Below are 17,722 nucleotides of genomic sequence, written 5' to 3' on the forward strand. Positions count from 1 at the left end.
GCTTCTGCACCGCCCACGCCCACAGACCCCCACCCGCGACGCTCGCGGCGCGCCACGCCCCTTGGTGCGCTGCAGTTTCGGGGAAACTGCGGCAATGCGGGCCGGGATTCGTGCACTTTCCCTGAAACCGCGGGCCCACGCGACGGCGAGGGTGGGCGGCGGGGTGGAGGGGTGGGTCAGGGGATGAGGTCGGTGACGGGGAGGGCGGCCCAGTCGAGGCGGGCGACGGTGATGACGTCGGCGGCGGTGAAGGTGCCGGTGGACTCGTACACGTCGGTCTCGTCGAGCTGGTACGTGTGCACCGTGAAGTCGGGCAGCGGCTCGACGCGCCAGTAGAACGGGATGCCCGCGTCGGCGTACTCGGCCGGCTTGTGCTTGCGGTCGGCGGTCTGCGTGCCGGGGCTGACCACCTCCACGGCCAGCAGCACGTCCTTGGGGGAGAAGCTGAACCAGTCGAGGTTCACCGCGGCGCGGCGCACCACCAGCACGTCCGGGTTGCGCCGGTGGTCGTCGGCGAGCCGGATCTCCTGCTCGTGCAGCGCGAGCAGGTGGTCCGGGCAGCGGCGCAGCAGGCCCTGCACGAGCCGCATCATGACGATCTGGTGGCGCGTGGTGGGGGGCGTCATGACGTGCAGCACTCCGTCCACGAGCTCGATCCGGGGATCCGGGGGCAGGGCGTCGTACTCGTCGGGGGTGACCGTCACGGCGGTGGGCAGCACGAGGGCGGTCCCGTCATGGGTGATCCGCTGGGACGGCCGGGTCATTGGACAGCCCTCTCGTACTGCTCGCTGTCAATCCATGGTAGGAACCCGGACCGCCGCCGTCGAGCATGCGGCGGCGGTCCGGGCTCAGAAGTCGCCCTCGGCCACCTGGAACACGGTCAGGCCGAGTTCGCGCCACATGCGTACGACCTGGTTGCGGTCGTCCAGCACGCACACGACGTACCAGTGCTCCCGGATCTCGCGCTCGAAGATCTCGCGCTTGACCACGGAGTCCTTGCGCTGGTCCCCGTTGCCGCGCATGTGCAGCGCCGCGTACGGCACCCCGACGTACTTCTCCAGCCACGCCTGCGTGCCCGCGCGGGCCGCGTCTACCCGGCCGGAGCAGTAGATGATCGTGTGCCCGGCCGCGTGCAGAGCGCGCACCGCGTCGATCACCGGCTGGTGCGGCTCGTCCAGGTGCACCCGGGTGTGGTCGTACGGGCTGCGGTCGCCCATCAGCGCGACGGTGCCGTCCAGGTCGACCAGCACCGCCCGGGGCTTGTCCGCGGGCGGGGTGTAGACCAGGCGCGGCCCGGCCTGCGGCAGCACGAGCGGCTCCCGGCGCCCGGCCAGGAAACGCTCGTGCATGCGCAGGATGACCTCGGGGCCGACCCGCTCGCTCTCGGGCCGGGCCGCGTCGCGCTCCAGGCAGACCTCCAGCGGCACGTCGGTGAAGTCGCGCAGCACCACCTGCGCGCCGCAGTCCACCGCCAGCTCGGCCAGCTCGCGGACCACCTTGGCGCGCAGGTTGGTGTCGTCGCAGACCACGTCGGCACCCGCCTTGAGCAGCGCCTCGACCTGCGCCCGCTGGGCGACGGTGACCTGCCGTTCCGCCCAGCCCTCACCGAGGTTGCCGCCGTGCAGCATGCGGCGCAGGTCGTCCCGGTTGACCCGGACGCCCGGCTGCGCCTTCGCCCACGTGGTCTTGCCCGAGCCGGGCAGGCCCCGGGTGATGGTGAGGGTGGGCATCGTGTCTCCTTGTCGTGCTACTCGTCGTCGAAGGTACGGCCGTGCGGCGTCTCGTCCGCGTCGGGCTTGAGCTCCTCCCACAGCTGGCGGCGGTACGCCTTGCCGTCGAGGTGTGCGAACAGGTATCCGCGCAGCTCGTGCCGCCCGGCGACCATGGCGTAGTCCTTGCGGGACCAGCCGTCCGGCAGCCCGGCGACGATCTCCTCGTGCGTGGCCGCGACCCGCTTCTCCAGCTCGTCGAGGCCCGCCGTGAGCCGGGTCGCCAGGTCGGTGACCCACGGGTGGAACTCGTCGGGCAGCGGCTCGGCGATCTCGGCCACGGTCGCGCCCGCGCCCAGCGCCGCCCACACCACGCGGGCGTTCAGGCCGGTCACCACCCGGTGCAGGTCGACGTACTCGGGGTACTTGAGCTTGATCCGGGTGTCCGGGCCGACCGCGTGCACGACCAGGCCCTCCCGCCCCGGCCGCGCCGGTGCGGCGAGCGCGTCGCGGAACGTGGCGTACGCGAACGTCTCCACCACCGGGCCCGGCCAGTCCGCGACCGCGCCGGGCGGAAACGACCGGCCCGTGGCGATCTCCACCGCGCCGAGCAGCATCAGGTCGTCCAGCCGCCCGTAGTCGACCACGATCCGGTTCCCCGGGTAGATGATCTCCACGAGCACGGTGAACCCGGCCGGCGGCGCCCAGTGCGGGTAGCGCTCGCGCAGCAGCCGGGTCGCGTGCTGCGCCTGCACCGACGCGAACGAGCCGCGGGTGGCCACCGCCGGGCCGTCCGGGGTGGGGTACACGATGCCCAGCGAGCCGTCCGCCTTATCGGTGACGACGACCGGCTCGTCCAGGCCGATCACGGCCGCGCCCGGCTGCCCGTGGTTGAAGAACTTGACCAGGGGACGGGCCAGCACCGCGCCGGACGCATCAGTGACCAACCCGCGGCACGCGAGTGTCACCTCGTCCCACGCGTTCGCGTAGGTGCACTTCTCGGTGTAGTTCCAGATGGTCAGCGGCAGGGCCGGGTGGACCTGCGCGCGGACGAGCCCATCGGCCACGGCACGGTCCAGTGCCCCGGGCGGGAACATGGCGGCGAGGGTCGTTGTTGCGATGGGGGACATGGCCGGTGACGCTACGAGACTTCCTCGCGAAACGCAGCCGAGTTAGCCGCTGCGAAGCGCGACCGGGGTGGATGGCATACTGGTCAGTCGCCACCGGGACTGGTTCACGCCCGAGCTGTCCGGACGAGCGTCCGGCAGTGCTGACAGCGACCCAGCGCCCATGAAACGAAAGGACCGCGGCTATGAAGTCCGGTATCCACCCGCAGTACGACGTGACCACCGTCACCTGCTCCTGCGGCAACACCTTCACCACCCGCAGCACCGCCAAGGGCGGTCAGATCCACGCCGAGACCTGCAGCGCCTGCCACCCGTTCTACACGGGCAAGCAGCGTGTGCTCGACACGGCCGGCCGGGTGGCCAAGTTCCAGGCCAAGTACGCCAAGGTCCAGAAGAAGGACGCCAAGTAGCAGCCGTGCCCGCGCCCGCTCCGTCACCGACGGGGCGGGCGTTGTGCTGTTGCAGGTCATACCGCTGTGGAGTGAGGATTCGGACATGAGTAACGAGCGACTCACCGCGCTGCTGGCCGAGTACGCGGAGCTGGAGGCGCGGCTGGCCGACCCGGCGATCCACGCCGACCAGGCGGAGGCGCGGCGGGTGGGGCGGCGCTTCGCCGAGCTCACCCCGATCCACAAGACCGCCGCCGAGCTGGACTCGGCCCGTGCGGATCTGGAAGCCGCCCGCGAGCTGGCCGCGATCGACCCCGACTTCGCCACCGAGGCGGTCAGCCTGGAGCAGCGGCTGCCGGACCTGGAGGAGAAGCTCGCCGAGCTGCTCGCGCCGCGTGACCCCAACGACGCCAAGGACGTGATCCTGGAGATCAAGTCCGGTGAGGGCGGCGAGGAGTCCGCGCTGTTCGCGGGCGACCTGCTGCGCATGTACCTGCGCTACGCCGAGCGGCGCGGCTGGCTCACCGAGGTGCTCGACTCGCAGGAGTCGGACCTGGGCGGCGTCAAGGACGTCTCGGTCGCCATCAAGACCCGCGGCCTGCCCGACGGCGGCAACGGCGTCTGGTCCCGGCTCAAGTGGGAGGGCGGCGTGCACCGCGTGCAGCGCGTCCCCGCCACCGAGTCCCAGGGCCGCATCCACACCTCCGCCGCGGGCGTGCTGGTCATGCCCGAGGCGGAGGAGGCCGAGATCGACATCGACACCAACGACCTGCGCATCGACGTCTACCGCTCGCAGGGCGCCGGCGGCCAGTCCGTCAACACCACCGACTCGGCCGTACGCATCACCCACCTGCCCACCGGCACCGTCGTCACCTGCCAGAACGAGCGCTCCCAGCTCCAGAACAAGGACAAGGCGATGCGCATGCTGCGCGCCAAGCTGGCCCAGCTCGCCGAGGAGCAGGCCCTGGCCGCCGCCGCCGACGCCAGAAAAGCGCAGATCCGCACGGTAGACCGCTCCGAGCGCATCCGCACCTACAACTACCCCCAGAACCGCATCACCGACCACCGCATCGGCTACACGGCGTACAACCTGGACCTCGCCATCGCCGGCGACATGGACGGCGTCCTCGAAGCCCTCACCACCGCCGACCGCACCGCCCGCCTCGCCGGCGACACGGAACTCTCCCGCTCCTGACCGTCGGCCGCGCCTCATAAGTGCGTCGATCTTGCGTGAACTGTGGGTGCGACACGCCCTTTTCGGGCATATCCCTAACATTTCGCGCAAGATCGACGTGATCTTCGGCGCCCGGCGGGGTGGGGTTCAGTGGCCGGCGGAGTCGTAGCGGCGGAGGCCGGCGCGGAAGACGGTGCGGGCCAGCCAGACGCAGTAGGCGGCCATCAGCGGGGTGAGCAGGCCGATCCAGGAGTGCTCCTTGTCCAGCACCCAGGTGGCGGGGAAGAAGCTGATGAAGGCGTACGGCACCAGCACCGTGAAGGCCGCGCGCACCGCGACGCCGTAGATGGTGATCGGGTACTTGGCCATGTCGGCGGTCCGGATCAGCGTCATCGCGAAGACCGGGTGCGGCCCGCCGACCCAGAACGACACCGCGTTGCCGATGACGATCAGCGACAGCAGGATCGTCGCCGAGCTGACCAGCATCAACAGTCCGCCCACGACCTTGACGGGCGTCCACTCGATGCCCGCGTTGGCCAGCCCCCAGCCGATCATCGCGCCGCCGCCGACGACGTCGCCGAACCCGTGCATGCCGATGCCGCCGCTGATCACCTGCACCGGCACGTTGACCGGGCGCACCAGCGGGTAGTCCAGCTCGCCGTGGTTGATGCGCCGGGCCAGGCGCCAGGTGCCCTCGAAGAACAGCGGGCCGAGCCCGTTGATGAAGCCGAAGGTCCCGGCCAGCAGCACCGCCTCCGGGTAGGACCAGCCGTTGAGCGCGGGCACGTGCGCGAACACGGCGCTCAGGAAGACCAGGTTGAGCACCTGGAAGAGCAGCCCGGCGACCACGAGGATCCAGAAGTCGGCCTCGTACTCCAGCACCGCGCGCAGGTGCGCGCCCAGGCTGCGCCGGTAGATCCGTAACACCCGGCGCACGTCAGCCTCCGTGGACGGTCAGGGCGCGCAGCGCGCGCCGCCAGATGAGCCGGGCGCCCCACCACAGCGCCACCACCCAGGCCGCCTGGACGGCCAGCAGCCGCAGCGCCTCCCAGCCGGTGGCCTGCTCCAGGAAGATCGCGGCCGGGGTGGCCGTGATGCTGGCGAACGGCAGCACCGACGCCGGTCCGGCCAGCCAGGCGGGCAGCAGCGCCAGCGGGATCAGCGCGCCGGAGAACAGCGTCACGATCGCGTCCTTGGCCCAGGAGACGCCCATGAAGTTCTGGGTCCAGAAGCAGACCATGGTGGTGATGTACGCGATGGCGAACTTCAGCGGCGCGACCATCAGGAAGCTCAGCACGAACAGCAGCGCCTGGCCGGGTCCGGGCAGGGGCAGGCCGTCGGTGAGCGCCATCACCGCCGTGGCCGCCACCGCGATCGCGATGAACTCCGTGGCCAGGCCGCCCATGTGCTCGCTGAACCGGGCCCACTGGTAGTCCAGCGGTTTGGTCAGGTCGGTGGCCACGTGCCCGTCGAGGATGCGGTTGGCCATCCACCAGTCGCCGTACGCCGAGCCCAGCGCGCCGGTTGCCCAGCCCACCAGCAGGTACGCCTTCATCCGGTCCCAGTCGTAACCGCCGATTGCGCCGTCGGCCAGCAGCGCGTGCCACACCGCCAGCGAACCCGCGAGGAACGTCGCCCCGCCGATCCACAGGATCACCGAACTCATCCGGTATGCCAGGATCCGGCGCGCCGACATGCGCAGCAGCCCGAGATACGGCTTCATCGCAGCAGCTCCCCGGCGTACACCTTGCGCACCACGTCCTCGATCGCGGGCTCGTCCAGGTGCAGCTCGCCGACCTCGACCACGTCCAGCACCGCGGCGATGACCCGCCCGGCGGTGTACCGGAACCGGTCGAACGTGATCGTCACCTCGGTCGGGCTCTCGCCGCCGACGATCTCGACCTCGGGCAGCCGCTCGGCCAGCTTCTCCAGCGGGGTGACCTCGGCCAGCTGCAGGTGCATCCGGCGCACCCGGGCGAAGCGGTCCTTCATCTCGGCCAGCGGGCCGTCGAAGATCTTGCGGCCCTCGTCGATGATGACGATCCGCTCGCACACGTCCTCGATGTCGCCCAGGTCGTGTGTGGTCAGCATGAGCGTGGTGCCGTCGGCGCGCAGCTCCCGCAGGAACTCGCGGACCCGGTCCTTGACCGCGATGTCCAGGCCGATGGTCGGCTCGTCCAGGTACACGATCTTCGGCTGGTGCAGCAGGGCCGCGGCCAGGTCGGCGCGCATACGCTGGCCGAGGGACAGCTTGCGGGACATCACGGGCAGCAGGTCGCCCAGGCCGAGCACGGCGTCGAGCCGTTCCAGCCGCTGCTTGTAGAAGGCCGGGCTCAGGTCGTACATGTCGCGCAGCAGGTCCAGCGACTCGCGCACCGGCAGGTCCCACCACAGCTGCGTGCGCTGGCCGAACAGCACGCCGATGTTGCGCGCGTTGGCGACGCGGTCGGCGTTCGGGTTCAGCCCCGCCACCGACACCGTGCCCGCCGTCGGCACCAGGATGCCGGTGAGCAGCTTGATCGTGGTCGACTTGCCGGCCCCGTTGGGGCCCACGTACGCCACCGACTCGCCGGCCTCGATGGACAGGTCGATCCCGTCGACCGCGCGGAAATCCTTGAACCTTCGCTGCACCAGATGCTTCAGGGCGCCCCGTAGACCCGGATCCTTCAGCGGCCGACGGAAGATCTTCGTCAGCCCTCGGGCCTCCACCAATGACATGCCGCGACCCTCCCAGCGCCCCTGTTCCGGGGTCAACCGGATTCCCGCCCACCCGCCCCGCCTCGGCCTCCGGATGATCGTCCGACTTGCCTGGCACCTGGGCGTATCTTGAGCGCGCATTCGGCCATGTGCCAGGCAGATTGGGTGATCTTCGGCGGGCCTTGGGCGGCCGGCGCGGGGTGACCGGGGGGAGGGGTGGCCGGGGAGGCGGTTACGGTGGGCGGATGCCCGTCCTCTCCGCCCAGCTCCGGCAGGCCGCCGCCGAACTCGCCGCCGCCGGGATCGACGCCCCTCGCGTCGAGGCGGAGCTGCTCGCGGCACATGTCCTCGGCGTCGCCCGGGGGCGCCTGCTGCTGATCGACTCGCTGAGCGACGCGCAGGCCGAGCAGTTCGGCCAGCTGGTGCGGCGGCGGGCGGTGCGGATCCCGTTGCAGCACCTCACCGGCACCGCGCCGTTCCTGGACCGGGAGCTGCTGGTCGGGCCCGGCGTCTTCATCCCGCGCCCGGAGACCGAGCTGCTGGCCCGCTGGGGGATCGAGGCGCTGGCCGGGCTGACCGACCCGGTGGTGCTGGACCTGTGCAGCGGCTCCGGCGCGCTGGCGATCGCGGTCGCCGACGCCCGCCCGGACGCGCGCGTGTACGCCGTCGAGCGCAGCGAGGACGCCCTGCCCTGGCTGCGCCGCAACACGACCGGCACCGGGGTGGAGGTGCTGCCCGGCGACGTGCGCACCGTCCCGCTCCCCGCGCCCGTGGACCTCGTCCTGAGCAACCCGCCCTACGTCCCGCTGGCCACGGCCGTGCCACCGGAGGTCGGCCACGATCCCGCCGAGGCCGTCTTCGCCGGCGCCGAGGGCCTCGACCTCATCCCCGCGCTCATCGAGCGCGCCGCCGAGGTGCTCCGCGACGGCGGCCGCCTCGGGGTCGAGCACGACGACACGCATACCCCCGCCATGTCCGCCCTCCTGGCCGCAGCCTGGACCGACGTCCGCACCCACCCCGACCTGGCCGGCCGCCCCCGCTTCACCACCGCCATCAGGAAAGGAAGGGCACCTTCTTAACGGTTTCCGTAGAGGAAGGGCACCTTCTTAACGCTGTCGCCGCCTCACCGTCCCAGGGAGGGAGCCGTGCGTGCCGAATGCGAACAGCGCATGACAGACTGGCTCACCGTGAGGCTCTACGACTGCCGCAACGTCGTCGAACGTGATCGGGGAATCCAGGCCGCGATCGACGCCGTCTCCTCCGGTGACCTTGTGGTCCTGCCGACCGACACGGTGTACGGCATCGGTGCCGACGCCTTCAAGCCGTGGGCGGTGACCAACCTGCTCAGCGCCAAGGGCCGGGGCAGGCACATGCCGCCGCCGGTGCTCGTCGGCTCCCGGCACACCCTCGACGGGCTCGTCATGCGGCTGCCGTCGGTGGCCCGCGACCTGGTCGAGGCGTTCTGGCCCGGCGCGCTGACGATCGTCGTCGAGCAGGCGCCGAGCCTGCAGTGGGACCTGGGCGAGACCGGCGGCACCGTCGCCGTGCGCATGCCGCTGCACCCCGTCGCGCTCGAAGTGCTCCGCAAGACCGGCCCGATGGCCGTCTCCTCGGCCAACCTGACCGGCCAGGCCGCCGCGCTCACCGCCGAGCAGGCCCGCGACCAGCTCAGCTACAAGGTCAGCGTGTACCTGGAGGCCGGGGAGTGCCCCAGCCCGGTGCCCTCGACCATCGTCGACGTGACCGGCGAACGCCCGCGCGTGCTGCGCGCCGGTGCGATCAGCCTCGACCAGTTGCGTGAGGTCGCCCCCGACACCACGGCTCCGGAGGAGGCGTGATGGCCCCGTTCACGGTCCTGCACGTCTGCATGGGCAACATCTGCCGCTCCCCGATGGCCGAGCGGCTGCTCGCCCTCGCCGTCGTCGAACAGGCCGGCGACGCGGGCGCCGACCTGGTGCTGTCGCACTCGGCAGGCACCGGCGGCTGGCACGAGGGCGAGGAGATGAACCCGCCCGCGGCCCGCCAGGTGCGCTCGCGCGGCGGCTCGCCGGACGAGTTCGCCGCCCGCAAGCTGCGCGCCGAGCACATCGAGGCGGCGGACCTGATCCTCACCGCCACTGCCGACCAGTACGACTACGTCACGGCACTGCGCCCCGACGCCGCCGACCGCACCTTCGTGCTCGGCGAGTTCGGCCGCCTCCTCCCCGCGATCGACCTGACCACCCTCCCCGCCGCCGCCCGCACCCCCGACGCCGTCTACGAACGCGGCGTCGCCCTGGTGGCGGCGGTGGCCACCGCCCGCAACGGCGACCCCGCCGAGCCCAAGGACGACCTCGACGACCCCTGGGGCCGCGGCGACCAGGTCTTCTCCCGCGTAGCCGACGAGATCCAGGCCACCCTCACCCCCCTCACCACCGCCTTGCTGCCCCACTCGGCGGCGTGACCCTCCCCACCCGCCCTGCTTGGTTGATCATGAACTTAAGGGCGTGCTCGACGGCGTGTCGCTACCCTGGCACCGTGATCACCGAAGAAAGACGGCGTGATGCTTGGTAAGCGGCTGACGTTCCTGCCGTTCATGCTCGGGGTCACCGCGGTGGTGGCCGTGGTGGCGCCGTTGGTGGCGTGGGTCGCGGTCAGCCCGGCGGCGGCGCTCGGCGTGCTGGCCGGGGTGGGGCTGGTGGGGCTGAGTTACCTGCTGTCCAGCTTCGTGATCGCCTGGGCGGACTCGATCAACCCGAAGATGGTGCTCAGCGTCGGGCTGTTGATGTACGGCATCAAGTTCACCGTGCTGTTCCTGGTGCTCGCGGTGATCGCCAAGACCGGATGGGCCGGCTTGAAGCCCATGGCGATCGGCATCGGCGTGGCCGCCGTGGCCTGGACCATCGGCCACGGCTGGTGGCTCTGGCACGCCCGCATCCCCTACATCGACGACCCCGAGTAGCGCCGCGCCCTTCTTCGGACGTTGATCACGGTCCCGGGGTGGCGACACGCCGTCGAACACGTCCTTAAGTTCATGATCAACGCAGCGGACGCCCCGGGGTCAGCCGAAGAGGGGTGGGCGGCAGGGGTCTTTGACGCTGCCGGAGATGAGGTTGTCGCCCTCGGTGTCCTTGCGTGAGGTGCGGGACCAGTCGACGACGGTGCGGAAGGTGCCGGTGCGGCAGGAGAGGCTGAGGGCCTTGGACTCGTACTTGAGCTCGGCGGCGTAGGTCTGCTTGCCCTTGAGGGTGTGTGTGGCTGTGGCCACACTGCGCCATTTCTCACCGTCGCGCTTCTCGATGCGGATCTTGAGCGTCAGGCGCTCGGCGCCGGGGGTGGCGCATCGATAGCGGACGCGGCCCGCGAAGTTGGCACGCTTCTCGTCGGCCTTCGGGCCATCGACGACGACCGTGCAGTGCACCGGCTTGGTCTGCTCCTTGTCGTCGTTGCCGCGTGGCTCACAACCGGCGCTCAATGCTGTGAGCAGCATGAGAATTACAGGTATCGTGGCCTTGCGCATGGTCGCACCGCCGTGGGGGAGACGAAGGGTGACTGCTCCATCACAGCGGTTCGGCGCGGTTAAATCAACATCGATCTCACCCTTGCGCGAGATGACGTAGTCCCGACCAGGTGATGAACATCGCTCGCGTACGGGGGGTGCGTCGCCCGCTGCACGGGGTGGCTGATATTGTTCGCCGCGTCATGGCCGATGACCAGCCTCCGAAGCGCCCTCAACAGGGCGCCGATGCGGGTTGGGCGGCCATCGGGTATCTCCTCAGCGGCATGCTGATCTGGGGAGGGGTCGGATGGCTCATCGATAAGTGGCTGGGACTTCCGAACGTCGGGCTGTTGATCGGGTTGATCGGCGGCGGGGCCGCCGGGGTCTATCTGATCATTAAGCGACTGGACGGGTGACCGTGCCCGATCGACGGAGGATGACAGGTTGATTACGCAGCCGGGTTTCCTTGCCTCGGAGTTCCCCCCTGGCGTGGAGAGCTTCGACTACAAGAGCCTGATCCCGTCCCTCGACGGCACGATGTGGGGCCCCGCCTTCACCAAGCTCACCCTGCTGGTCTGGCTGGCCGTCGCCATCGTCATCGTCTTCTTCCTGGTGACGTACCGCAACCCCACGATCGTCCCGAACAAGAAGCAGTGGCTGGCCGAGTCGGTCTACGGCGTGGTCCGTAACAACATCGCCACCGACATCATCGGGCCGCAGGGCGTGCGCTTCGCCCCCTACCTGGCGACCATCTTCGTGTTCGTCTTCGTGACGAACCTGTGGAGCATCGTGCCCTTCGCGCAGATCTCCCCGAACTCGCACCTGGCGTTCCCCGTCGTGCTGGCGGTGCTGACCTGGCTGCTCTACATCGCCCTCGGCGTGAAGAAGCACGGGTTCTTCGGCTACCTCAAGCACTCGACCGTGCCGGCCGGTGTGCCGGGCTGGGTGCTCCCGCTGCTGGTGCCGATCGAGTTCATCTCGAACCTGATCCTGCGCCCGGTCACGCTGTCGGTCCGTCTCTTCGCGAACATGTTCGCCGGCCACATGATCCTCCTGGTGTTCACCCTGGGCGGCGTGGCGCTGTGGAACGCCGAGAGCGTGTGGCTGAAGCCCGCCGCGCTGGGCAGCTGGGCGTTCGCCATCGTGATGACCCTGTTCGAGCTCTTCATCCTGAGCCTGCAGGCGTACGTCTTCACGCTGCTGTCGGCGACCTACTTCCAGAGCTCGATCGCCGAAGAGCACTGAGACAGGGCGCCCACCGGCAACCCCGCGCCGTGGCCCGGCGCGAACACCCCTTGGCTTACCGATCAACAACTGAAGATCGCTCGTACCTGTAATCAAAAACGTGCGCGTGACTGGCACGCGTCGAACTCAGGAGGAATCCAACATGACCGGCAGCCTTAACGTCATCGGCTACGGCATCGCCGCCCTCGGCCCGGGTATCGGCGTGGGTCTGGTCTTCGCCGCCTACATCCAGGCGACCGCCCGTCAGCCCGAGAGCGCCGGCCTGACCCGTACCTACATGTTCATGGGCTTCGCGGTCGTCGAGGCGCTGGCCCTGCTGGGCCTGGTCCTCGCGTTCGCCCTTCAGTGATCCGAGTCCTCAGCGACAAGACGATCGGTGACCGGTCCCTGCGACCGGTCACCGCCGAAGGGGAGTGACCAATGAACTACGCAACTGAAGCGCCCGCGGAGCACGGCTACAACGTGCTCGGCGTGCCGCTGGCTGAGGTTATCGTCGGCCTCGTCGCCTTCGGTGTCCTGCTGTTCGTGCTGACCAAGTTCGTGTTCCCGCGTATGGAGAGCATGTTCCAGCAGCGCGTCGAGGCCATCGAGGGTGGTCTCGTGAAGGCGGAGAAGGCTCAGGCCGAGGCGGCCGCCCTGCTGTCGCAGTACAAGGCGCAGCTGGCGGAGGCCCGCACGGAGGCCGCGCGCATCCGTGACGAGGCCCGTGCCGACGCCGAGGGCATCCGCACCGACGTGCTGGCCAAGGCCCGCGAGGAGTCGGACCGCATCATCGCGGCCGGCCGCGAGCAGCTGGCCGGCGAGCGGGCGAGCATCGTCCGTGAGCTGCGCGGCGAGATGGGCGCGCTGGCGGTCAGCCTGGCCGGCAAGATCGTCGGCGAGTCGCTGGAGGACGAGGCCCGTCGCCGCGGCACCGTCGAGCGTGCCCTGGCCGAGCTCGACACCGCCGGAGCGCGTTGATGCAGGCGGCAAGCCGAGAGTCGTACACCGCGGCCCGGGCGGCGCTGGAGGCCTCCGCCCGGGGTGCCGGTGCGGCCGCCACCGCGGTGACCGCGCAGGAGCTGCTGGCCTTCGCGGATCTGCTGGGCCGGGAGCCGCGGCTGCGCCGCGCGCTGTCGGACCCGTCCCGCCCCGGTGAGCAGCGCGCCGAGCTGGTCGGCTCGCTGCTGTCGGGCAAGATCAGCGCGGGTACCCTGGAGCTGGTCAAGGTGCTGGCGTCCGGTCGCTGGTCGGCCGCGGCGGAGCTGCTGGACGGCGCCGAGCGCCTGGGCGTCGACGCGCTGCTGGCCTCGGCCGAGCTGTCCGGCGACCTGAGCGAGGTCGAGGACGAGCTGTTCCGCTTCGGGCAGATCGTCGCCGGCAGCCCGGAGCTGGCCGCGAGCATCGGCGAGTTCACCGTGCCGGTGACCAAGCGCGCCGAGCTGGTGCGCGGCCTGCTGGACGGCAAGGCCAAGCCGGCGACGGTGAGCCTGGCCGAGCTGGCGGTGCGGGGCTTCGGCGGCCGTTCCTTCGGCAACGGCCTGACCCGCCTGGTGGAGCTGGCCGCCGAGCGCCGGGAGGCGCAGGTCGCGTACGTCACGGTCGCGCAGGCGCTGACCGAGGCGGAGGAGGCCCGGCTGGCCTCGTCGCTGTCCGCCATCTACGGCCGTCAGGTCTCGGTGAAGGTAACCGTCGACCCCGCGGTGCTGGGTGGGCTGAGCGTGAAGGTCGGCAGCGACCTGTACGACGGCACCATCGCACGGCGGCTGGCCGCAGTCCGCAACGCGCTCGCCGGCTGACGAGCGCCTGATCATCACCGAACCTGACTTGACAGTCACGACACCGATAGGAAGCTGAGGATGGCCGAGCTGACCATCTCGTCCGAGGAGATCCGTGGAGCGCTTGAGCGTTTCGTCTCCTCGTACGCGCCCGAGATCTCCCGCGAGGAGGTCGGCGTCGTCACCGAGGCCGGTGACGGCATCGCCAAGGTCGAGGGTCTCCCCTCCACCATGGCCAACGAGCTGCTGGAGTTCGCCGACGGCACCCTGGGTGTCGCGCTGAACCTCGACGTCCGCGAGATCGGTGTCGTCGTCCTGGGTGCCTTCGAGGGCATCGAGGAGGGGCAGCCGGTCAAGCGCACCGGCCGCGTGCTGTCGGTGCCCGTGGGCGACAAGTTCCTGGGCCGCGTGGTGAACCCGCTGGGTGCCGCCATCGACGGTCTGGGCGAGATCGAGAACGAGGGCTTCCGCGAGCTGGAGCTGCAGGCTCCGAACGTGATGGTCCGCAAGTCCGTGCACGAGCCGCTGCAGACCGGTATCAAGGCCATCGACGCGATGACCCCGATCGGCCGTGGCCAGCGTCAGCTGATCATCGGTGACCGCAAGACCGGCAAGACGTCGGTGGCGCTGGACGCGATCATCAACCAGCGCGACAACTGGAAGTCCGGCGACCCGAAGAAGCAGGTCCGCTGCATCTACGTCGCCATCGGCCAGAAGGCGTCCACCATCGCGTCCGTCAAGGGCACGCTGGAGGCGGCGGGCGCGATGGAGTACACCACCATCGTCGCGTCGCCCGCGTCGGACCCGGCCGGCTTCAAGTACCTGGCGCCGTACGCCGGTTCGGCCATCGGCCAGCACTGGATGTACGCCGGCAAGCACGTCCTGATCGTGTTCGACGACCTGAGCAAGCAGGCCGAGGCGTACCGCGCCGTGTCGCTGCTGCTGCGCCGCCCGCCGGGCCGTGAGGCCTACCCGGGTGACGTCTTCTACCTGCACTCCCGCCTGCTGGAGCGCTGCGCGAAGCTGTCCGACGAGCTGGGCGCGGGCTCGATGACCGGTCTGCCGATCATCGAGACGAAGGCCGGCGACATCTCGGCGTTCATCCCGACCAACGTCATCTCCATCACCGACGGCCAGATCTTCCTCGAGGAGGGCCTGTTCAACTCGGGTGTGCGTCCGGCGATCAACGTCGGCACCTCGGTCTCCCGGGTCGGTGGCGCCGCGCAGGACAAGCCGATGAAGAAGGTCTCCGGCCGGCTTCGCCTGGACCTGGCCCAGTTCCGTGAGCTGGAGGCGTTCGCCGCCTTCGCCTCCGACCTGGACGCCGCCTCGCGGGCCCAGCTGGACCGCGGTGGCCGCCTGGTCGAGCTGCTCAAGCAGCAGAACTTCTCGCCGTACCCGGCCGAGGAGCAGACCGTCTCGATCTGGGCCGGCACCGAGGGCAAGCTCGACGACATCCCGGTCAAGGACGTGCGCCGCTTCGAGGGCGAGTTCCTGCAGCACCTGCGTGCCTCGCACAGCGACCTGCTGAAGAGCATCGCGGGCGGCACCTGGAACGACGACATCGCCGGCCGTCTCGACAAGATCATCGCTGAGTTCAAGGAGGGCTTCCTGCCCGCCGAGGACAACATCGTGATCAACGAGGCGCCCGCGGAGGCGCTCGAGGGCGACGAGCTCACCGAGACCGTCACCCGCATCGTGGACGAGAAGAAGTAGCCATGGCCGGGTCGGTACGAGTTCTTCGACGGCGGATCCGCGCGACCCGCTCGACGAAGAAGATCACCAAGGCGATGGAGCTGGTCGCGACCAGCCGTATCGCCAAGGCCCAGGCCCGGGTCGACGCGTCGCTGCCGTACGCCAACGCCATCACCGGCGTGCTGACGGCACTCGCGTCGAACACCAACGCCCAGCATCCGCTGCTGGTGCCGCGGGACCCGGAGCACCGGGCCGGTGTGCTGCTCATCACGAGTGACCGCGGCCTGTGCGGCGGCTACAACGCCAACGCGATCCGGCTCACCGAGCAGCTGATCGCGCGGCTGAAGGCCCAGGGCAAGCAGGTCGCGCTGTACGTGATCGGCCGCAAGGGGATCAGCTACTACACCTTCCGCGGGCGCGAGCTCGCCGGGAGCTGGAGTGGCTTCTCCGAGCAGCCGCGCTTCGAGGACGCGCGCCGGGTCGGCGAGACGCTGATCCAGGCGTTCGTGCACGGGGCGGACGACGGCGCGGACCACGCGGGCACGGACGGCGTGCTGGGCGTGGACGAGCTGCACATCGTCTACACCGAGTTCAAGTCGCTCATGACGCAGAACGCCAGCACGAAGATCTTCGCGCCCATGCAGGTCGAGGAGCACGCGGGCAACAAGGGCGAGCTGCTGCCGGCGTACGAGTTCGAGCCCAATGCGGAGGAGCTGCTCGACGCGCTGCTGCCGAAGTACATCAACACGCGGATCTACGCGGCGTTGCTGGACTCGGCCGCCAGCGAGTCGGCGTCGCGCCGCCGGGCCATGAAGAGTGCGACGGACAACGCCGAAGAAATGATCAGGTCGCTGACGCGGGAGATGAACTCCGCGCGCCAGGCCGCGATCACCCAGGAAATCAGTGAGATCGTCGGCGGCGTGGACGCGCTGGCGGCGGCGGGGAGTGAATGATGACTGCTACCGAAACCAAGGCGGGCGTCGGCCGAGTCGTCCGGGTCATCGGCCCGGTCGTCGACGTCGAGTTCCCGCGCGACGCGATGCCCCCGATCTTCAACGCGCTCAACGTCGACGTGACCCTCGCCGAGGGCACCAAGACGCTGACCATGGAGGTCGCGCAGCACCTCGGCGACAACGTCGTGCGTGCCGTCTCGATGCAGCCGACCGACGGCATGGTCCGCGGCGCGTCGGTGAGCGACACCGGCACCCCGATCAGCGTGCCGGTGGGCGACGAGACCAAGGGCCGGGTGTTCAACGTCCTCGGTGACTGCCTCAACCTGGCCCCGGGCCAGAAGCTCGAGGTCGCCGAGCGCTGGCCGATCCACCGCAAGCCTCCGGCGTTCGCCGAGCTGGAGCCGAAGACCGAGATGCTGGAGACCGGCGTCAAGGTGATCGACCTGCTCGCCCCGTACGTCAAGGGCGGCAAGATCGGTCTGTTCGGCGGCGCGGGCGTGGGCAAGACGGTGCTCATCCAGGAGATGATCATCCGCGTTGCCCGTAACTTCGGCGGCACCTCCGTGTTCGCGGGCGTGGGTGAGCGCACCCGTGAGGGCAACGACCTCATCCACGAGATGACCGACGCGGGCGTCATCGGCGACACCGCGCTGGTCTACGGCCAGATGGACGAGCCCCCGGGCACCCGTCTGCGGGTCGCGCTGTCCGCGCTGACCATGGCCGAGTACTTCCGCGACGTGCAGAAGCAGGAGGTGCTGCTCTTCATCGACAACATCTTCCGCTTCACGCAGGCCGGTTCCGAGGTGTCCACCCTGCTCGGCCGTATGCCGAGCGCCGTGGGTTACCAGCCGACCCTCGCCGACGAGATGGGTGAGCTCCAGGAGCGCATCACCTCGGTGCGTGGCCAGGCCATCACCTCGCTGCAGGCCATCTACGTGCCCGCGGACGACTACACCGACCCGGCGCCGGCGACCACCTTCGCCCACCTGGACGCGACCACGAACCTCGAGCGCAAGGTGTCCGACAAGGGCATCTACCCCGCCGTGGACCCGCTGGCCTCGTCCTCGCGAATCCTGGCGCCGGAGTACGTCGGTGCGGAGCACTACGCCGTCGCCTCCGAGGTGAAGCGGATCCTGCAGAAGTACAACGACCTGCAGGACATCATCGCGATCCTCGGTATGGACGAGCTCTCCGAGGAAGACAAGATCACCGTGGCGCGGGCCCGCCGGATCGAGCGGTTCCTGTCGCAGAACACCTACGCGGCCAAGCAGTTCACCGGTGTCGAGGGTTCGACCGTGCCGGTGAAGGAGACCGTCGAGGCGTTCAAGAAGATCGCTCAGGGCGACTACGACCACGTCCCGGAGCAGGCCTTCTTCATGTGCGGTGGCCTCGACGACCTCGAGAAGAACTACCGCGACCTGACCAAGTAAGCCGGTCCGGTCCACCCGAGGCTCCTCTTCCGCTCCGGCGGGGGAGGAGCCTCGTCGTTTTTGCCTCG

Annotated in this window: 21 protein-coding genes; 14 read left to right on the plus strand and 7 right to left on the minus strand. The window is 69.9% G+C overall.

From position 1 onward, the window contains the following. Nucleotides 1-176: 176 nt before the first annotated feature. The 3 genes from CS0771_RS10820 to CS0771_RS10830 form a co-directional block, all read right to left on the minus strand. Nucleotides 177-764 (minus strand): Uma2 family endonuclease, encoded by a 588-nt coding sequence (locus tag CS0771_RS10820; RefSeq protein ID WP_212840856.1) that lies wholly within the window; start codon nucleotides 762-764, stop codon nucleotides 177-179. Nucleotides 765-848: 84 nt separating this feature from the next. Further along, nucleotides 849-1,730 carry an AAA family ATPase gene (locus CS0771_RS10825; RefSeq protein WP_212840857.1) on the minus strand — a complete coding sequence of 294 codons (882 nt, stop codon included), beginning with the start codon at nucleotides 1,728-1,730 and terminating at the stop codon, nucleotides 849-851. 17 nt (nucleotides 1,731-1,747) lie between these two features. Continuing rightward, the gene (locus CS0771_RS10830; RefSeq protein WP_244870728.1) at nucleotides 1,748-2,839 is read right to left on the minus strand and encodes an RNA ligase; all 1,092 of its coding nucleotides are present in this window, start codon (nucleotides 2,837-2,839) and stop codon (nucleotides 1,748-1,750) included. A gap of 182 nt (nucleotides 2,840-3,021) precedes the next feature. Between CS0771_RS10830 and rpmE the strand changes: the two genes are divergently transcribed. Next, nucleotides 3,022-3,246 (plus strand): 50S ribosomal protein L31, encoded by a 225-nt coding sequence (rpmE, locus tag CS0771_RS10835; protein ID WP_203742699.1) that lies wholly within the window; start codon nucleotides 3,022-3,024, stop codon nucleotides 3,244-3,246. Nucleotides 3,247-3,331: 85 nt separating this feature from the next. Continuing rightward, nucleotides 3,332-4,420 (plus strand): peptide chain release factor 1, encoded by a 1,089-nt coding sequence (gene prfA, locus CS0771_RS10840; RefSeq protein WP_212840858.1) that lies wholly within the window; start codon nucleotides 3,332-3,334, stop codon nucleotides 4,418-4,420. 126 nt (nucleotides 4,421-4,546) lie between these two features. Here prfA and CS0771_RS10845 read toward each other — a convergent pair whose 3' ends face one another. From CS0771_RS10845 to CS0771_RS10855, 3 genes are read right to left on the minus strand one after another with little or no spacing between them, the layout of a single operon-like run. Continuing rightward, the gene (locus CS0771_RS10845) at nucleotides 4,547-5,335 is read right to left on the minus strand and encodes an ABC transporter permease (protein ID WP_212840859.1); all 789 of its coding nucleotides are present in this window, start codon (nucleotides 5,333-5,335) and stop codon (nucleotides 4,547-4,549) included. 1 nt (nucleotide 5,336) lies between these two features. After that, complete coding sequence (locus CS0771_RS10850) at nucleotides 5,337-6,122, minus strand: ABC-2 family transporter protein (protein WP_212840860.1); 786 nt, start codon at nucleotides 6,120-6,122, stop codon at nucleotides 5,337-5,339. Then, nucleotides 6,119-7,030 (minus strand): ATP-binding cassette domain-containing protein, encoded by a 912-nt coding sequence (locus CS0771_RS10855; RefSeq protein ID WP_244870729.1) that lies wholly within the window; start codon nucleotides 7,028-7,030, stop codon nucleotides 6,119-6,121. Before CS0771_RS10855 ends, CS0771_RS10850 begins: the two co-directional genes overlap by 4 nt. Nucleotides 7,031-7,341: 311 nt before the next feature. Here CS0771_RS10855 and prmC point away from each other — a divergent pair, with 311 nt between their 5' ends. The 4 genes from prmC to CS0771_RS10875 all read left to right on the plus strand — a co-directional run bounded on the left by prmC (nucleotide 7,342) and on the right by CS0771_RS10875 (nucleotide 10,037). Continuing rightward, on the plus strand, nucleotides 7,342-8,175 hold the full coding sequence (gene prmC / locus CS0771_RS10860; protein WP_212840862.1) for a peptide chain release factor N(5)-glutamine methyltransferase: 834 nt from the start codon (nucleotides 7,342-7,344) through the stop codon (nucleotides 8,173-8,175). 90 nt (nucleotides 8,176-8,265) lie between these two features. After that, nucleotides 8,266-8,934: an L-threonylcarbamoyladenylate synthase gene (locus tag CS0771_RS10865; RefSeq protein ID WP_212840863.1), complete on the plus strand. Its 669-nt coding sequence runs from the start codon at nucleotides 8,266-8,268 to the stop codon at nucleotides 8,932-8,934. Continuing rightward, nucleotides 8,934-9,539 (plus strand): phosphotyrosine protein phosphatase, encoded by a 606-nt coding sequence (locus tag CS0771_RS10870; protein WP_212840864.1) that lies wholly within the window; start codon nucleotides 8,934-8,936, stop codon nucleotides 9,537-9,539. Before CS0771_RS10865 ends, CS0771_RS10870 begins: the two co-directional genes overlap by 1 nt. Nucleotides 9,540-9,635: 96 nt before the next feature. Further along, a complete protein-coding gene (locus CS0771_RS10875) occupies nucleotides 9,636-10,037 on the plus strand; it encodes a hypothetical protein (protein ID WP_212840865.1) in 402 nt (133 codons plus the stop codon). Nucleotides 10,038-10,136: 99 nt separating this feature from the next. On the opposite strand, the gene CS0771_RS10880 is transcribed toward CS0771_RS10875, so the two are convergent. Then, nucleotides 10,137-10,595: a hypothetical protein gene (locus CS0771_RS10880; protein WP_212840866.1), complete on the minus strand. Its 459-nt coding sequence runs from the start codon at nucleotides 10,593-10,595 to the stop codon at nucleotides 10,137-10,139. Nucleotides 10,596-10,777: 182 nt separating this feature from the next. Between CS0771_RS10880 and CS0771_RS10885 the strand changes: the two genes are divergently transcribed. The 8 genes from CS0771_RS10885 (at nucleotide 10,778) to atpD (ending at nucleotide 17,654) form a co-directional block, all read left to right on the plus strand. Further along, nucleotides 10,778-10,990 (plus strand): AtpZ/AtpI family protein, encoded by a 213-nt coding sequence (locus CS0771_RS10885; protein ID WP_212840867.1) that lies wholly within the window; start codon nucleotides 10,778-10,780, stop codon nucleotides 10,988-10,990. Nucleotides 10,991-11,018: 28 nt separating this feature from the next. Further along, complete coding sequence (gene atpB, locus CS0771_RS10890) at nucleotides 11,019-11,819, plus strand: F0F1 ATP synthase subunit A (protein ID WP_371821384.1); 801 nt, start codon at nucleotides 11,019-11,021, stop codon at nucleotides 11,817-11,819. Nucleotides 11,820-11,961: 142 nt separating this feature from the next. Beyond that, nucleotides 11,962-12,168: an ATP synthase F0 subunit C gene (gene atpE / locus CS0771_RS10895; RefSeq protein ID WP_212840868.1), complete on the plus strand. Its 207-nt coding sequence runs from the start codon at nucleotides 11,962-11,964 to the stop codon at nucleotides 12,166-12,168. Between the two features lie 71 nt (nucleotides 12,169-12,239). Beyond that, nucleotides 12,240-12,779, plus strand: a complete 540-nt coding sequence (locus tag CS0771_RS10900) for a F0F1 ATP synthase subunit B (protein WP_212840869.1) — start codon at nucleotides 12,240-12,242, stop codon at nucleotides 12,777-12,779. Further along, nucleotides 12,779-13,597, plus strand: coding sequence for a F0F1 ATP synthase subunit delta (locus CS0771_RS10905; protein ID WP_212840870.1), 819 nt, complete (start codon nucleotides 12,779-12,781; stop codon nucleotides 13,595-13,597). The genes CS0771_RS10900 and CS0771_RS10905 overlap by 1 nt, the downstream gene beginning before the upstream one ends. A gap of 60 nt (nucleotides 13,598-13,657) precedes the next feature. Further along, complete coding sequence (atpA, locus tag CS0771_RS10910) at nucleotides 13,658-15,292, plus strand: F0F1 ATP synthase subunit alpha (protein ID WP_212840871.1); 1,635 nt, start codon at nucleotides 13,658-13,660, stop codon at nucleotides 15,290-15,292. 2 nt (nucleotides 15,293-15,294) lie between these two features. Then, nucleotides 15,295-16,224 carry a F0F1 ATP synthase subunit gamma gene (locus CS0771_RS10915; protein ID WP_212840872.1) on the plus strand — a complete coding sequence of 310 codons (930 nt, stop codon included), beginning with the start codon at nucleotides 15,295-15,297 and terminating at the stop codon, nucleotides 16,222-16,224. Further along, entirely contained in the window at nucleotides 16,221-17,654 is a 1,434-nt protein-coding gene (gene atpD / locus CS0771_RS10920; protein WP_371821385.1) for a F0F1 ATP synthase subunit beta, read from the plus strand. The genes CS0771_RS10915 and atpD overlap by 4 nt, the downstream gene beginning before the upstream one ends. The last annotated feature ends 68 nt before the right edge of the window (nucleotides 17,655-17,722 follow it).

This window comes from Catellatospora sp. IY07-71 (genome assembly GCF_018326265.1).
Taxonomy (GTDB): Bacteria; Actinomycetota; Actinomycetes; order Mycobacteriales; family Micromonosporaceae; genus Catellatospora.

What these genes read in the sequence shown, in the direction of transcription:
- CS0771_RS10820 (WP_212840856.1), bottom strand. Translation starts at nt 764, where the DNA reads ATGACCCGGCCGTCCCAGCGGATCACCCATGACGGGACCGCCCTCGTG.
- CS0771_RS10870 (WP_212840864.1), top strand. Translation starts at nt 8,934, where the DNA reads ATGGCCCCGTTCACGGTCCTGCACGTCTGCATGGGCAACATCTGCCGC.
- CS0771_RS10880 (WP_212840866.1), bottom strand. Translation starts at nt 10,595, where the DNA reads ATGCGCAAGGCCACGATACCTGTAATTCTCATGCTGCTCACAGCATTG.
- rpmE (WP_203742699.1), top strand. Translation starts at nt 3,022, where the DNA reads ATGAAGTCCGGTATCCACCCGCAGTACGACGTGACCACCGTCACCTGC.
- CS0771_RS10825 (WP_212840857.1), bottom strand. Translation starts at nt 1,730, where the DNA reads ATGCCCACCCTCACCATCACCCGGGGCCTGCCCGGCTCGGGCAAGACC.
- CS0771_RS10885 (WP_212840867.1), top strand. Translation starts at nt 10,778, where the DNA reads ATGGCCGATGACCAGCCTCCGAAGCGCCCTCAACAGGGCGCCGATGCG.
- atpD (WP_371821385.1), top strand. Translation starts at nt 16,221, where the DNA reads ATGATGACTGCTACCGAAACCAAGGCGGGCGTCGGCCGAGTCGTCCGG.
- CS0771_RS10865 (WP_212840863.1), top strand. Translation starts at nt 8,266, where the DNA reads ATGACAGACTGGCTCACCGTGAGGCTCTACGACTGCCGCAACGTCGTC.
- CS0771_RS10915 (WP_212840872.1), top strand. Translation starts at nt 15,295, where the DNA reads ATGGCCGGGTCGGTACGAGTTCTTCGACGGCGGATCCGCGCGACCCGC.
- prmC (WP_212840862.1), top strand. Translation starts at nt 7,342, where the DNA reads ATGCCCGTCCTCTCCGCCCAGCTCCGGCAGGCCGCCGCCGAACTCGCC.
- CS0771_RS10905 (WP_212840870.1), top strand. Translation starts at nt 12,779, where the DNA reads ATGCAGGCGGCAAGCCGAGAGTCGTACACCGCGGCCCGGGCGGCGCTG.
- atpA (WP_212840871.1), top strand. Translation starts at nt 13,658, where the DNA reads ATGGCCGAGCTGACCATCTCGTCCGAGGAGATCCGTGGAGCGCTTGAG.
- CS0771_RS10850 (WP_212840860.1), bottom strand. Translation starts at nt 6,122, where the DNA reads ATGAAGCCGTATCTCGGGCTGCTGCGCATGTCGGCGCGCCGGATCCTG.
- prfA (WP_212840858.1), top strand. Translation starts at nt 3,332, where the DNA reads ATGAGTAACGAGCGACTCACCGCGCTGCTGGCCGAGTACGCGGAGCTG.
- CS0771_RS10830 (WP_244870728.1), bottom strand. Translation starts at nt 2,839, where the DNA reads ATGTCCCCCATCGCAACAACGACCCTCGCCGCCATGTTCCCGCCCGGG.
- CS0771_RS10900 (WP_212840869.1), top strand. Translation starts at nt 12,240, where the DNA reads ATGAACTACGCAACTGAAGCGCCCGCGGAGCACGGCTACAACGTGCTC.
- atpE (WP_212840868.1), top strand. Translation starts at nt 11,962, where the DNA reads ATGACCGGCAGCCTTAACGTCATCGGCTACGGCATCGCCGCCCTCGGC.